The sequence below is a fragment of the Mesorhizobium sp. CNPSo 4688 genome (genome assembly GCF_057784295.1).
In genome coordinates this window covers 53,350-66,654 of the sequence record NZ_JBWLUY010000025.1, presented here as the reverse complement: position 1 = coordinate 66,654, position 13,305 = coordinate 53,350, and the positions used below count along the sequence as shown (strand labels likewise).

11 protein-coding genes and 3 pseudogenes are annotated in these 13,305 nt (G+C 58.7%); 10 read left to right on the top strand and 4 right to left on the bottom strand.

Translation table 11 applies throughout. The features are described from left to right. Positions 1-148: 148 nt before the first annotated feature. The 3 genes and pseudogenes from AC04SH_RS30795 to AC04SH_RS30785 all read left to right on the top strand — a co-directional run bounded on the left by AC04SH_RS30795 (position 149) and on the right by AC04SH_RS30785 (position 2,627). Positions 149-838, top strand: coding sequence for an OmpW/AlkL family protein (locus AC04SH_RS30795; RefSeq protein WP_488481524.1), 690 nt, complete (start codon positions 149-151; stop codon positions 836-838). Positions 839-1,036: 198 nt separating this feature from the next. Then, positions 1,037-2,008: pseudogene (locus AC04SH_RS30790) on the top strand (aminotransferase class III-fold pyridoxal phosphate-dependent enzyme); the annotation flags it as partial. A gap of 289 nt (positions 2,009-2,297) precedes the next feature. Further along, positions 2,298-2,627 carry a hypothetical protein gene (locus tag AC04SH_RS30785; protein WP_488577726.1) on the top strand — a complete coding sequence of 110 codons (330 nt, stop codon included), beginning with the start codon at positions 2,298-2,300 and terminating at the stop codon, positions 2,625-2,627. A 10-nt stretch (positions 2,628-2,637) separates the two neighbouring features. On the opposite strand, the gene AC04SH_RS30780 is transcribed toward AC04SH_RS30785, so the two are convergent. Continuing rightward, on the bottom strand, positions 2,638-2,916 hold the full coding sequence (locus AC04SH_RS30780; RefSeq protein ID WP_488481512.1) for a hypothetical protein: 279 nt from the start codon (positions 2,914-2,916) through the stop codon (positions 2,638-2,640). A gap of 344 nt (positions 2,917-3,260) precedes the next feature. On the opposite strand from AC04SH_RS30780, the gene AC04SH_RS30775 reads away from it, so the two are divergent. Next, the gene (locus AC04SH_RS30775) at positions 3,261-3,386 is read left to right on the top strand and encodes a hypothetical protein (RefSeq protein WP_488577725.1); all 126 of its coding nucleotides are present in this window, start codon (positions 3,261-3,263) and stop codon (positions 3,384-3,386) included. A 55-nt stretch (positions 3,387-3,441) separates the two neighbouring features. Here AC04SH_RS30775 and AC04SH_RS30770 read toward each other — a convergent pair whose 3' ends face one another. Then, complete coding sequence (locus tag AC04SH_RS30770; protein WP_488577728.1) at positions 3,442-3,741, bottom strand: hypothetical protein; 300 nt, start codon at positions 3,739-3,741, stop codon at positions 3,442-3,444. Positions 3,742-4,182: 441 nt separating this feature from the next. Here AC04SH_RS30770 and AC04SH_RS30765 point away from each other — a divergent pair, with 441 nt between their 5' ends. Continuing rightward, the gene (locus tag AC04SH_RS30765; RefSeq protein WP_488481511.1) at positions 4,183-4,506 is read left to right on the top strand and encodes a DUF1403 family protein; all 324 of its coding nucleotides are present in this window, start codon (positions 4,183-4,185) and stop codon (positions 4,504-4,506) included. 201 nt (positions 4,507-4,707) lie between these two features. Then, positions 4,708-5,013, top strand: a pseudogene (locus tag AC04SH_RS30760) (zincin-like metallopeptidase domain-containing protein); the annotation flags it as partial. Here the strand turns inward: AC04SH_RS30760 and AC04SH_RS30755 are convergent. Further along, entirely contained in the window at positions 4,924-6,840 is a 1,917-nt protein-coding gene (locus AC04SH_RS30755; protein WP_488481510.1) for a DNA/RNA non-specific endonuclease, read from the bottom strand. The pseudogene AC04SH_RS30760 and the gene AC04SH_RS30755 sit on opposite strands and share 90 nt — an antisense overlap. Positions 6,841-6,870: 30 nt before the next feature. Next, on the bottom strand, positions 6,871-7,044 hold the full coding sequence (locus AC04SH_RS30750) for a hypothetical protein (protein WP_488577724.1): 174 nt from the start codon (positions 7,042-7,044) through the stop codon (positions 6,871-6,873). A gap of 433 nt (positions 7,045-7,477) precedes the next feature. On the opposite strand from AC04SH_RS30750, the gene AC04SH_RS30745 reads away from it, so the two are divergent. The 4 genes and pseudogenes from AC04SH_RS30745 to AC04SH_RS30730 all read left to right on the top strand — a co-directional run bounded on the left by AC04SH_RS30745 (position 7,478) and on the right by AC04SH_RS30730 (position 13,269). Further along, positions 7,478-9,145 carry a DUF4403 family protein gene (locus tag AC04SH_RS30745; RefSeq protein WP_488481509.1) on the top strand — a complete coding sequence of 556 codons (1,668 nt, stop codon included), beginning with the start codon at positions 7,478-7,480 and terminating at the stop codon, positions 9,143-9,145. 48 nt (positions 9,146-9,193) lie between these two features. Next, positions 9,194-9,847: a hypothetical protein gene (locus AC04SH_RS30740; RefSeq protein WP_488481508.1), complete on the top strand. Its 654-nt coding sequence runs from the start codon at positions 9,194-9,196 to the stop codon at positions 9,845-9,847. 296 nt (positions 9,848-10,143) lie between these two features. Further along, positions 10,144-10,308 (top strand): annotated as a pseudogene (locus AC04SH_RS30735) (ATP-binding cassette domain-containing protein); the annotation flags it as partial. A gap of 312 nt (positions 10,309-10,620) precedes the next feature. Continuing rightward, on the top strand, positions 10,621-13,269 hold the full coding sequence (locus tag AC04SH_RS30730; protein ID WP_488481507.1) for an AMP-binding protein: 2,649 nt from the start codon (positions 10,621-10,623) through the stop codon (positions 13,267-13,269). Positions 13,270-13,305: the final 36 nt, after the last annotated feature.

Below are 13,305 nucleotides of genomic sequence, written 5' to 3'. Positions count from 1 at the left end.
GAAGCGAATGGTGCTGTTTTTCAATCTTCTTGCGGTTGGCACGACAAATGCGACGCTGCTGGCGAAGCTTCCGGAGAGCGCTGATGAACAATCGTCGCGCGCGCAAATGACGAAGCTACGGCGGTGTCAGACATCAGGAGAGAACATGATGACAAAAGTGCGGATGGCTGCGGCGCAGGTCGCTACAGCGTTCATCGTCCTTATGGCAATGAGCCAGCAGGCCTTGGCGGCAGACCCTGTGCAACCTTACATCGCAAAGGACCAAGGGCCGGTTGAGACGCCGAGTCCATGGCAGATCCGCGTCCGCGCGTTGGGAGTGAAGACCAACGATTCAGGTTACGTCGGCATGATTGCCGGTTCCAATCTCTCCTATTCAGACACCATAACCCCGGAATTCGACATCTCCTATTTCTTCACAGAAAACATCGCTGCCGAACTCATACTCGCCACCACCTCCGCCAAGGTCGACGGCGCCGGAGCGATCGGCGCGCTGGGGAACGTCGGCAAAGTCTGGGTGCTGCCACCCACACTCACGCTGCAGTATCATATTACCGAGTTCGGGACCTTCCGACCCTATGTTGGGGCCGGCCTGAACTACACCGTCTTCTACAATCAGAGTGTCGGCAGCGCCGATGCTCTTTATGTGAAGAACACCTTTGGCGCCGCGCTGCAGGTCGGCTTCGATTACATGCTGGACCCGCACTGGGGGGTCAACTTCGACGTCAAGAAGCTTTTCCTGGAACCAGATTTTACCGTCAAAGTGGCTGGCACCGATCTGAAGGGCAAGGCCAAGCTTGATCCGTGGCTAATTGGTGCGGGCCTCACATACCGCTTCTAATGGGTCGCCATGTGAATCTTCGGCACCGTTTTCGGACAGGTGAAAACACCCCGATGATGGAGCTGCGACGCTGACATTCTGGCGCTCTGGCGTGGGGACATGTCGCCAGCAAACGAGCCTATATGCAACCTTTTCAATGAGGCACCAAGTGCAAAGCCCTACGATGAATACCGATGTTTTCACGGCTTATGAATCTAACGTCAGAAGATTATCTCTCGAAATCGCGGCTATCACGGCTCCGGGCTCGTAACCGGCAGCCTGACTGGCCTTCCGTTCTTTCATCAATTTTTCGACCTTCCGCTCAATCTGGTGCGTCATACGACAACGCCGCACCACTATCGCCAAGCCCGGGACGGCGAAAGCGAGGAAGCGTTCTCCAAGCGCTGTGCCGATGACCTCGAAGCCTTGGTCCTCGCCGAGGGCCCTGAGACGGTTGCGGCCTTCATTGGGGAGCCGGTACTCGGAACTGGCGGCATCGTTCCGCCTCCTAAGGGGTATTGGGCCGCTATTCAAGCGGTGCTCGACAAATATGACATCTTGCTTATCGCGGATGAGGTCGTCTGCGGCTTCGCGCGGACAGGCGAGAAATTCGGCTCTCACCTCTATGGCATGCGGCCGGACTTCGTGACGATCGCCAAGGGTGTGAGTTCAGCCTACCTGCCCATCTTCGGTTCGATCATCGGCGATCGTGTCTGGTCGGTTTTGGAAGAAGGAACGGAAAAGCACGGTCCGCTGGGCCATGGCTGGACATATTCTGGACACACGCTCTGCGCGGCGGCCGCCCTTGCCAACATTCAGGTGCTTAAGCAAAGAAACATCTTGGAGCATGTCCAGGATGTCGGCCCCTACTGGCTTTCGCGCATGAAAGCGGAACTGGAGGGACATCCTATTGTCGGCGAAGTTCGCGGAGTTGGAATTCTGTCCGCCGTGGAGTTGATGCGAGATCCCAAGGCGCGCGTGCCGTTCGAGCCCGAACTTCAGGTCGGCGTGCGGGCCGCTGCTGCCCTGCTCGAGAATGGTGTTAGCGGCCGTGCTATGCCGCATGCGGATATCCTTGGATACGCGCCACCTCTCATCATCACCAGGGAAGAGGCGGACATCATCGTCGACGCGACGGCGAAATCGATCGAAACTACCTACCGAGCGCTCAAAACTGAGGGCGCAATATGATCCTGGCGGTAGCCGTCACGCCAGCAATGGCGAAGACCACGAGAGCAAAGCCCTAGGCTCAATAGATACCGGCGTCGATTTCCGGCCGACAGGTGAGGGTCGGCGACTAACGTTTTTTCGCAGCTCTGCCGCGGCGGTGCGGATCTCCCTGGATCGCTCTCTTTCCGCGCACGCCCTGCCGGTTTCCTCCCAACCGGCAGGGCGCCTTGTGTCGGCGTCGCCATGCCGGCGTGTTTGTCTCATTCCAATCGACGCGATGTCGGAAGGGGAGCCAGGGCGAAATTTGGAAATGCAGGAAGTTTTCGAGACATTCCTGGAGCGGCTGTCTGAAAGCGTGGATGAACCGAGAAAGCCGGCCGTCCGCGCCGTTATGCTTCCCAAGCGCCGCCAAACCGATTTCTACCTGTATGACTTCACAGCCTGTTTAGACCTCTCCAATGGCAGGGTCATTCTTCTCGACGAGGTCCACATGATCCTGCTTCTGATTGCACCCGAACGGTACGACGATTTCACCGATCACCTGCATGCCATGCACCGTCTGCGGCATCGCGTCTTCCAGGAGCGGCTCGACTGGGACGTGCGGACCAACGGTACGAGACCGATCGCTTCGATGCTCTGAAGCCCATTATCTATTGCTGCGAGGCGATGGCGTAAACGGCTGCGTTCGCCTGTTGCCGTCGACCGGACCGACCATGATTCGTGACGCGTTTCCGGTTCTGCTGGACGGGCAGCGGCGCCTCAAGATCCTCGTGTTTGGGAAAGCAGCCGCCTCGCGCTGGCCAGCCGCCGACCGCGCCAAAGCGGGCGAGCGGAATTGCCGTCGCCACGTACATGCTCTTCGCCGGCATGATCGAGTTCGGATAGTCGCGGCGCCTTCGCCAGATTGTCACCGTCACGGATTTGCGCATGGAGCGTGTCGCTTTTACTTCCCGATTTCAATTGAAACGCTAAGGTAAAGATCTTGCAATCTCCGACCGTGCCGTTGCGGCTTCATTTGGGGGTAGGGGCTTTCTCAGAGCCCCGTCGCCATGGTGAGGTTGGTGCGGAATCGATCGCGCCTCCGTTGATATTTGCGGGTCGTCTCGGCCGAGGCATGGCCAAGCTGCTGCTGGACGTAACGTCCTCGATGTCGGCCCAGGAGGCGGAGGCCGGCGCGCAGCGAGTGACCTGAGAACAGCAGCGCCCGTTTCCCTTACGGAAGATCGGAGCGGACGCCGGCGGCGAGCGCGGTCTGCTTGACCAGGCGGGCGACATGCTTGTCGCAGAGCCGTTCGACGTCGACGGTGTTGTTGTCCTTGAAGATGCGGCGGAAGAGCGGCCACGCGCGATGCGGCCGAAGCGGATCAGGCTCTCAAGGGCGGCGAGCGGCCAGGTCTGATCGGAAGCGCCGCGGCCGACCTCGACCTCGCGCCAGCCCGTCTTGCCGCGCAGCGTCACCGACGCGCCCTTGACCGGAAATTTCTCGATCCAGCCCTGGCCATCGCGCACGACGTCCGGACGACGATCTCGGAGCGCCGTAGGCCGCCGGCAAAGCCGAGCAGTAAGATCGCCCGGTCGCGCAAGCCCCGCAGATCACGGCCAAGCGTGTTGACCATGGCCTTGATGTCGTCGCCAAGCACGGCTTCCTTCTGCCGCGGCTTGCGCGGTCCGTAGGCCGGAGCCTCGAGCCTGCGCTCAATGTATTTGCGCACCGTCTTGCGGTCGATCCCGCTCTCCTTAGTGATCGCCGACACCGACAGGCCCTGGCGTCTCGCGTGTTTTCGGAATTGGCGTAGCCTGTGGCGGTCTCGACCAGGGCTTCCAGGCGCGACGGCGCCCATTGCCAGGACCAGGTCGACGATGTCCGGCAGCTCACCATCGAGGTGGTCTGCGAGCGGGAGGTCGATTTTCGCGGGTTTCGATGGGGAGCAGGCTATCGCATTCGTCCGATAAGGCAAGCTTACCGGACATAAAACAACACCGACAGGCGCGGCGGTTTGTCCCTGTGTTTGTTGCCAAAACCGCCGCAGGGATTCATCCTGCTCGCGATGATTCTGCGCCCCAAAATCCTCTCCGCGCCACCAGGCGCCGACCCTCGGAGCCACCGTGTCCGTCCCGGCAGTCGCGCTGCCGCGCTAGCTGCGTCGCGCCGTTCCTATCGCGCAAAGCCCTGCCGCTGAAGGGCTTGGGTCCAAATGCGCTTGAAGACATCGCGATCGCCGGCGGGCGCCGCCATCGGGGCGCTCGACGCGGTGGTCCGCCGGACAGGAGCGGCGGGCCGGCGCGTGGCGGCAGCGGTTGGCGCTCGGCGCGGCCGCAGTGACGACCAGACAGGCGGGGCGGGTGAGGACGAAGCCGCTCTGCGCGATGCCGTCCTGCTCACGCGTCCCGGGGACGACGTCGGCCCGGCGGGGAAGATGCTGTCGGCCTGGCGCCGGCTGGCGGCACGGCCCGCCGAGGAGCTGCTGACTGAGACGAGCACAGCCCGGCTGCTTGAAGCCCTGTCTCGCTCGGGATGACGAGACTGCGAACGACCTGGCAGACGAGCTTCGACAGCTTGCGGCGAGCGAAGGCGCCGTCGGAATGCTGATCGGCTTCTTCGCGGCCGCCGAGCGGCTCGACCTTCCACGCACGTGTATCCGGGCCGGGCCCCTTGACGTGATCTCGGCGGCAAGCGGTTCGGAGATGACGGCTATTCCCGCAGGAGCTGGTCGCCGTGCTGGGCGTCGCGTTCCTATGCCGACCTGGGGCTGCGCCTCGAGGATCGCGACGATCACGCCGCCTATATCGGCCACCGGCTGTCCGTGCTGAAGGACGACAAGCGCGCGATCTTCGCCGCCGCCGCGCACACGCAACGGGCCGCGGACTACCTGTCGCGCTTCAGCGTCTCCGAAGCCGCCGCCGCGGGAGCGGCGGCCTTCGAACCGAAGCGATACTTATGCGACAGCTGGCCATCGCTGCACGCCGAGTGTCACGTTACGCCTCGGCGTGGGTATCGGCGCGCAGGAGGACATCGTCAAAGATAACGCCGGCCTCATCATGGCTGACAGCGCGACTTGATAGCGCGCATACTCGCCGGGCGCGAATTCCACGCCGAACCGGTCGACTACATCCTTTTGGGAAAGCCTGAAGCCGTAGGTGCGTAGTGACCGGCGCCCGTTGGTATCGCGCGTCGAGACCGCAACCACTTTCCAAAAGACAAGAGGATACTGCACGACGCCGGTCCCAAAATCCTCAGACGGATCGTTCGCGTCCAAGATCGGTCCCGCGATGATGCAGGCGCGCGTGTCACCGGATTGCAAGTCGCGTTGAATGTGGTTTTCGAAACCGCCCCACAAGCCTTGAACTCCTGGCCATTGCTTTTCCGGTTGGGAGCGGTTGAAGGCCGCATGTTGCGGCGTGCAATTTGAGAAATGAAACGTGTCGGAATTGGCAAACTCGATTTCCGTCGGCGTATCACCCCAGGCATTGTCTTCCCTGCGCACGATATGGCCCCGGTCGATCTGTTTGGCGGGCGCGTAGATGTCGGGATCGCCCAATTGGAATTGCTGCGGAATTCGCGGGTCAAACACCCAACGATCCTGACCGAAGAAGGCGCGGCCGCTGGAGGTCCTTTTCGATGCATCGTAGTCGACATTGACCGCCGACCACATCTGCATGCGTCGGGAAGCGTTCATGGCCAGGCTGAAGTGATGGTATTTGAGCACGACGATCTGGCCATTTTCCTCATACATCTCCTGGTCCCGCCCCTGCGAAATGCGAGGCAGCGGCACGGTGATATCGTTTTCGAGGAAGTCAGGGTTGTAGCCTTCTCGATCGTCGTAATTGGGGTCGAAGCGCAGTGCTTTCTCGAGCGCCTCGTCTGCCGCGACCGCGGCTGTCGCCTGTGGAAGCTGAGATACCGGCACACCGCTACCAACGAAAATCGTCACTGGTCCGGAAAAATTCATGGTAACGCCGCCCATCACATTTCCTTTCGTGTTTGCGAAAATTTTGGAGGGATCAGATAGCAGAGGACTAAGCGCTTCTGGCGCGCGAGGCGTCGCCAGCTTCGCGACCTCATCGGTAGGATCGGTCGTGTTGGCCAGCAATTCGTCCAAAAGATGCTTGGAGGCAGGCGTGGTCGGTACAAGCCCGCCGAAGGCCTTGACCAACGCACTTATGCGCACACCCTCATTCGCGATCCAGTCTATCCCGTCATCCGGCTGGCCAGGTGACCATGCCGAACCGTCTTTGTTGAGAATTGTATTGCCCCGCATTTTTGGAATGGAGGCGTGGTGCAGCCCGACGACCTCCCACATTTCCGAATAGCACGCCGAGCCCGATGATCCTTCCTCGGTGTCGGTCTCGTACCGGAGGAAACCGTCGTCCCGCAGCTCAAGCAGCCGGCAATTCTGCATTGCATAGCGTTTTGGGCCGCCGTCAGGATATTCGATCATCCGGATCGGCATTCCGGGCAGGATCTTTGACCGCGACCCATTGATCGTCAGGAAGTTGACAGAGGAGAGAAGCTCTCCTGTGATCGACTTCGGCTTCACCGCTACGAGCGCGAAATCGAGATCCTCCGCCGAGAAGAAAAGCGCATCAGGATCGAACTCGAAAATGATGCCGCGGGCGACACCCGATGCCGTCTCATCATGAAGAAAGTTGGCGCCGGTTCCTCGTACCGAGCCGGAATCCGGAAACACATGCCAGTTGGTCAGAAGAACGTTAGGCGAAACCATGAACCCGGTCGCAAACCCGACCGGGTCGACCTTCGGATCGACATTGGCCACGATGCGCGCGACCGGCTGGCCAGCGGCCCGGGCAGCATCGTCTGGCGGCAAGCTGTACCAGTCAAGGGTAGGGCCCATCTTCCGCTCGACGAACACCGGAAGACGGCCTTATGCCTTCAGTTCGCTCGCCTGATCAAAGCTCGAACGGCGAGCGTCGTAGCGCGCCTGTTCCGATGGCGTCACTTGCGTCGTCGCAGGCGTTGGCGGCTGCGCTTTCCACCGTTTTGCCGCCGCAATCATTACCGCGCGGCGCCGTTCGTCGAACAAATTAGTCGCGGCCATCGTAGAGTCCTTCCTCCGGGGAACAGGGACAGTGTATGAGATTCTATTTGAAGAGAGCGATCGATAGATTGGAATTTAAACGATTTAATCTTCAGACAAGTGAATAGCTAAAGATCGAAATATTTAAACGGCTAACATATTTGAAAGCGCAGGCCTTTCCAGTTCGTCATTCCTCTATGCATTTCCAAAAAAATCCAAACCTCCTCTTACGTCACTATGCAACAAGGAGTAATGTGAGGTCAATGTGAAGAATAGAGTTCTCAACGAAGTTCCTAGGGCGGGATCGCTTGTTCGGTTGTCTTTGGCGGCAGGAGCTTCGGCCTGCCTGCGCATAGGAGGACCTGAAGGTCATTCGATCACGTAGAGATCACAAAGCGGTGACTTTCACTGCCGCCGCTTCAACGGGTGCAGAGCATTCTTGGGGGAGATGTCCATGACAGCGCTTACCAGACCGGACACGAAGTTGTGTGTCGCTCACTTTGCCGCCGCCGCCCGCCGGTTCGTTCCGGTCCTTCTCATTTTGCTAGGCGTTTCCGGTTGCGAAAAAAATCTCTTCCAGGCCCCGCCCCATGGTGGCACTGCCGATGTGCCTCCCGCACCTGTGTCGGACAGCGTTCTCACGCTGGTGGCGGAAATCCCGTATGTGACACTTGTGCAAGCAGCACAGTCGAAGATTCCCCAATCCGTACCAGTGCAGGGAGATGGTCACATCGGATGTGTCGGTATCCCTCATATCAATCCCGGACATGTGGGACATCATACTGAGTGCCGTTGGATCGGCGTCCGTGTTTGCGCTGAAGTGCCAGATATTACCGCTCCGAGCATTGGCACCACGGACCAATGCGCGGACTACCATTGGCATGCGGATATCAAAACGGATGGCCCTCTTGTCATGGCCCAGGCAGGCAGTGGCGTTCACGTCGAACAGCCGTTGTTTGTCAGCGGCCAGGCCGGCGTCGGCGGCGACCTCGCTAGACTGCTTTCGCTTTCCGGAAAGAACTTCGAGGCTCGGCTAGTCCCCGGCATCGATCTGCAGCTCGACATGAACGATAAGTGGTGCCCCGTACTCTCGGGAACCCCAACCGGCAGATGGGTGAGCAGTGCTTCGGTGGAAGTCGTGGCCAAAAACTGCCTCGGCTTTGATCTTGGAAACCTGGGGCACCCCCAGGTCTGCGCAGGGCCAATCAATCTGGGACTGGCTGACGTGTTGAACGGCCAGATCAATGACCACCGTGCCAAGATACAGGATGCCATCGCCAAAGCTCTGCCCTGTGATGCGCTTCGGTCAAAGGTGGAGGCCCAATGGCACGCCTTTTCGATCAAGATTGACCGGGCGGGCAGCACGCCCGTCTATCTCAACATCGTCCCCACAGCGGCGAGCTTTTCGGGCCTGGTCGGTGAAGCGCAAGGCATGAAGATGTCCGTGCGTGTCGCGGCAAAGACCAGTCTTGCCGCAGAGCCAATTGCTACGCAGTCCCAGCCTCTGCCCCCATTGGGCAAAACATCAGCCGATCGAAGTCAGGCCGATATCACGCTGCAAGCAACCGCACCCTATGGATTGCTGTTGGACGAGTTGTCAAAGAACCTTAAGGGTCGCGATTTCCAGCAGCAGACGCCAGCAGGCGCCGTCGATGTGAAGGTCGAAGATGTTGACCTCTATCCCAGCGCTGGCTCCGTCGTGGTTGGCTTGAAGGTACAGGCAAAGCTGCCGGGAGAGTTCTTGAACACGACCGGCTGGGTTTACCTCTCAGGGCAACCCCGCGTCGAGAAAACTGGAACAGCGATCTCGATCAACCAATTGCATTTCGCGACCGTCCTGGACAACGCATTCTGGAAGGCTGCACAATCCCTGTTCGAAACCCAGATCCTCGCAGATTTAGAGGCTCATTCACGAGTTGATCTCAACAAGCAGATCAACGACGCATCGGATGAGATTTTGAAGGCCGTTCACAATACCAATGTTCCGGGATTGAAGATTTCCGCTGACACTCCGTCGATCGAACTCCTCGACATCACCGTCGGGCCAAAAAATCTGATTGCCAGTGCCCGGCTCAAAATGAATTTCGATATCGCGCTATCAGCTGATTCAGTAGGTCAGTAGCCCGCCTGCCATATGAGCCGTGACCACCCATACGAACAAGAGGTGCAAATGACGCAATCGCAGCTTAGCAAGGTTTGGTTTGTGGTCGGTGCGCTCCTTCTCTACTACGCCCTGAATTCTTGGGTGGTAGCGCAAGGCGGGGAAGAGATATTCGGTGCAAAGCTGGTCATGAAGGCGAGGGTGCCTGCAGTAATGACCGCAATCCCGATATGTTCGATTTTGCTCGCACTAACCTCACTCGTTGGACGCGTCTATGCCCTACGCGGCGGCCCGCACTGGCATGCGCGGATACCGGTTGTCGGCTTCGACGCAATCGAGACGGGCTCGCGAGAGGGTCGTATATATCAAGCTGTGATGGTTGTGGTCTTCTCCGTGCTGCCCGCGATCGCGCTGGTCTATTTCTGGTGTACGTTTATGTCCGCGACGGTAATGCTGAACGACGGCAAGAAGGACCCAGGCGCCAGCCTTTGGGATTGGTCGCAGCTGCGGACGCTGAACGATCCCGCTCGTGTCTGCACTGAATTTCACAAGGAACTGGCCGATCCGTGTATCGGTAATGCGGCCGTGCTGCCGGGCCTTGAGCCAACAATCTTTGGCGCGCTAACCCTGGCGGGCATTATTGCGCTCGCGCTGCACTGGCGTGCCGTGCCGGGGGGGGGCCAACGGCATGAGGCCCCACCGATAACGGCCCGCGGCAGGTAAGCGTCAGGCGAAATGCGACTGCCAGTCAGTTGCTGGCGTTCGGTACAAGCCATCCGCTACTAAGCGACGCGCCCAACCTACGCGCGAGCACGGCATCGGCATTAGGCAGTTGCCGCCACTGCGCACCGCTCCCGCCAATCACATCATAGCCTTGAAGTAACGGCGGTTGTCTTGCGCACGGCGGCAGCCCCTTTCGCTTCGGTCGCGCGAGCGCGGCAGGTCAACATTGATCGGTCGCTCCGAGCCGTCTTTCCCCTTTGGCAGATCAGCACTCTGTCGGCGAAGTGCGCCGTCACCTCAGCCCCCGCCTTGGGCACGAGTTCTCCGGTGGCCAGCGCCAGCGCATCTGCATCGCGCGCGCGCTCGCGCTTGAGCCGCAGCTCATTGTGGCAGACGAGGCCGTCTCGGCGCTCGATGTTTCGGTGAAGGCGCAAGTCGTCAACCTGATGCTGGATCTGCAGGGGTACCTGGTCGCGGAATCCTGACCGAAAGGGTCGGAAAACGTCGGTAATCCGACAACTGCTGTCGGGTACATCGAGGTCGCGACACGACAGCACTAGACCCGATGTCCTGCTGTACACCATTCAAGCCATTGAATGATTTGCGGATAATTTGTTCTGAGGCTCTCTCGACGCAGTTGGCACGATTGTTGAAGCTCCCAAGTCGCGACGCTCGACAAAATGAGATCGGCCACGCTCCCGCCGCCTGCCGCCCGGGCCTCTTCACCGCCAAGCGTCTCACCTAAACCGCAGACCGGTTGACGGAAAACTGCAATGGAGATGTCTACGATGCAGACTCTAATGCCGACGCTGTCCGGTCGGCGCCGGCCGTTACGTTTTGGCGACGACAACATATGCGATGTTATCGCCAAAACTTTGGAGAAATTTGCGTCCAACACGGCTGTGCGTACGAACGAGAGCGGCGACGTGAGCTATCGGGAGTTGGGCATGTCCGCGTCCAATCTTATGGGGCGCTTCGAGGCCATCGGCATCCGCCCTGGTGATGCGGTTATTGTCAAGCTCCCTCGATCTGTTGATCTTGTCACGGTCATTCTTGCTACCCAAATGCTGGGCGTTGCCTTCGTGCCCGTTGATCCCTCGGATTCCGACCACCGGTTGGACCAAATAATCCGCAACACGAACGCCAAAGCGATCGCTAGTTCGGATCCAAGGGGTTCGATACGCCTCGAGCGTCTTCCGACACGCGGAGGCATTAATCCGGCGTTCTCGGACATAGCCTATATTATGCACACCTCCGGGAGCACGGGGATCCCGAAAGGGGTACCGGTCTCCCAGGCAGCTCTCCTGAATTTGGTCGATTGGTATATCGACATGATCGATTTCTCAGAGGGCACCAGCATTTCGCAACTTACGCGACCAGCATTCGATGTTTCAATCCCGGAGTTCTTCGTACCCTTTGCGACCGGGGGCACAATTGTCTTGCCGACTACGCAACTGCAAGCACAGATCATTCAGACGATTGAGTTCCTGGCTCAAAGCGGCACGAACATCCTTCAGATGGTTCCAACACTGCTGCGACGCTTCCTTGGAACTCTTGAACGTCTCCCTTATGTGGCGGAGCGGTTCACGAGTCTCAAATATGTGGTCTGCAATGGTGAATCCTTGCCGGACTCGGTTAGGCGGCGATTTTACTCGATCCTTCCCAACGCTACGCTCGTAAACAGCTACGGTCCAACCGAGTGCTGTGTTGCCGTTAGCTACCACTATTGTCGTCGTGGCGAAGTAGAGCTCCCCATGTTCATCGGCAAACCGGCATGCAACGTCGATTTCTATATCCTTGACGAAAGCAACTCCAACGTTGGCTTTGAAGTCGATGGCGAACTCTGGGTGGGAGGCGTGCAAACGTCCCAACGCTACGTGGCGGACGAAGCACAGTCGAACCTTCGCTTCGTGCCATTCTTGACGGCTAACGGTAAACAAGTGCTGTACCGCACTGGGGACTATGTCGTGGCATCGGAAGAAAATGGATTGCGGTTTCTCGGAAGAAACGACGATCAGATAAAGTATCGAGGAACCCGACTGGAGAAAGGGGAGATTACCAGCGTCATTGATAAGACGCGCCTGTGCACGGATTCGGCGGTAGTTGTGGTGGATAAAGACGACGACAACGGACAAGATCTGGTCTGCATGGTGACGCCCGCGGACGCCGACGTGGTGAAAGTTCATCGGCGACTGTCGGATGTCCTGCCGAATGATCGTGTTCCGAGGGTCGTTGTCCCTCTTGTCGGGCTTCCTTTCACTGCCAATGGAAAACTCGACCAGCGGGCCCTTGAGAGAATTGCCAAAGAGGCGCTCAGGGCGAACATGCACCATCCCACACCTCAGACGGAACATTCGGCGGGGTCGCCGTTAGATCACTTGCTGGAAGCGGTACACGCCGCCAAGGGAAGATGGGTATTCCCCAGCCTAACAGCTCGGGAGTGCGACATAGATTCACTGAACTTCCTCGATATCCAACTCAAGTTGGCCGAAGCGGGCCTCATGTTTGGCGAGGACGTCTATAAAGAGCAAGACCTGTCGCTGGGGGAGTGGGCAAAGCGAATTCAACCGGTGGATCGCAGCGATTCTCAGGCGAGCACCACAGGCAAAAGCGGACAGGGTGCCGAATTTAGGGACGAGTTGGCGCAAATTGTTGAATACATTGAAAGTCAGGCCCCCAGCACGATTGTACTGCATTCATCCCTTGTAGCTTTAAGGAATGTGACTGCCAAGGAGGTAACGACCATTCTTCTTGAAGGGATAGAGCGCGTCTCCGCGTCGTCTACCGTTATTCTCCCTGCGTTCACTTTGAGCTACTGCAGTACGCAGCGTTTTCATTGGTCGGAGAGCAAGTCCGAAGCGGGCGTTTTGGCAGATATTGTGATGCGAGAGCTTCCTGCTGGCCGCACCAAACATCCCGCTTATTCGATGGTCGTGACCGGCCCGAGAACGCAGGAATTATGCAAAGCCGATTGGTGGAAATGCAGTCCGTTCGGTGACGACTCGATTTTTGGATTGATCAGCCGGCTCGGAGGCTTTGTCATGGGTCTCGGTACATCGGTTGCTACCCATGTGCACCGCTGCGAACTGTTGGCGCATGTGCCGTACATGAAGACGACCGATATCGAGGGTATCGTTGATTTCGGGACGGGGCAGCTTAACGCCTCATCACCGATCTATGTTCGCGATGTCGTGGGTAGGCCCGAGTATAGTTTTCTTGCGCGTGATGTCGCTCGCGACGATCATGAATTGAAGGGTGTCATGCGTGACTTCGCGCTGGGTGGAACCTACGCAAGACTCGTCAACGTGAAAGACATGGAGTCCATATTGGTCCGCGCCATGCGCAAGGAGCCATATGGTTTCCTTAGGGAAGAAGGCAGGAACGAAGCAAAACGCGCATATCCCATAGAGGAAGTCGCATAGAGAGCTGTCTAACTTGTTAGTGAGCTAATTCGGAGG

What these genes read in the sequence shown, in the direction of transcription:
- AC04SH_RS30795 (WP_488481524.1), top strand. Translation starts at nt 149, where the DNA reads ATGACAAAAGTGCGGATGGCTGCGGCGCAGGTCGCTACAGCGTTCATC.
- AC04SH_RS30785 (WP_488577726.1), top strand. Translation starts at nt 2,298, where the DNA reads ATGCAGGAAGTTTTCGAGACATTCCTGGAGCGGCTGTCTGAAAGCGTG.
- AC04SH_RS30780 (WP_488481512.1), bottom strand. Translation starts at nt 2,916, where the DNA reads ATGCGCAAATCCGTGACGGTGACAATCTGGCGAAGGCGCCGCGACTAT.
- AC04SH_RS30775 (WP_488577725.1), top strand. Translation starts at nt 3,261, where the DNA reads ATGCTTGTCGCAGAGCCGTTCGACGTCGACGGTGTTGTTGTCCTTGAA.
- AC04SH_RS30765 (WP_488481511.1), top strand. Translation starts at nt 4,183, where the DNA reads ATGCGCTTGAAGACATCGCGATCGCCGGCGGGCGCCGCCATCGGGGCG.
- AC04SH_RS30755 (WP_488481510.1), bottom strand. Translation starts at nt 6,840, where the DNA reads ATGGGCCCTACCCTTGACTGGTACAGCTTGCCGCCAGACGATGCTGCC.
- AC04SH_RS30750 (WP_488577724.1), bottom strand. Translation starts at nt 7,044, where the DNA reads ATGGCCGCGACTAATTTGTTCGACGAACGGCGCCGCGCGGTAATGATT.
- AC04SH_RS30745 (WP_488481509.1), top strand. Translation starts at nt 7,478, where the DNA reads ATGACAGCGCTTACCAGACCGGACACGAAGTTGTGTGTCGCTCACTTT.
- AC04SH_RS30740 (WP_488481508.1), top strand. Translation starts at nt 9,194, where the DNA reads ATGACGCAATCGCAGCTTAGCAAGGTTTGGTTTGTGGTCGGTGCGCTC.
- AC04SH_RS30730 (WP_488481507.1), top strand. Translation starts at nt 10,621, where the DNA reads ATGGAGATGTCTACGATGCAGACTCTAATGCCGACGCTGTCCGGTCGG.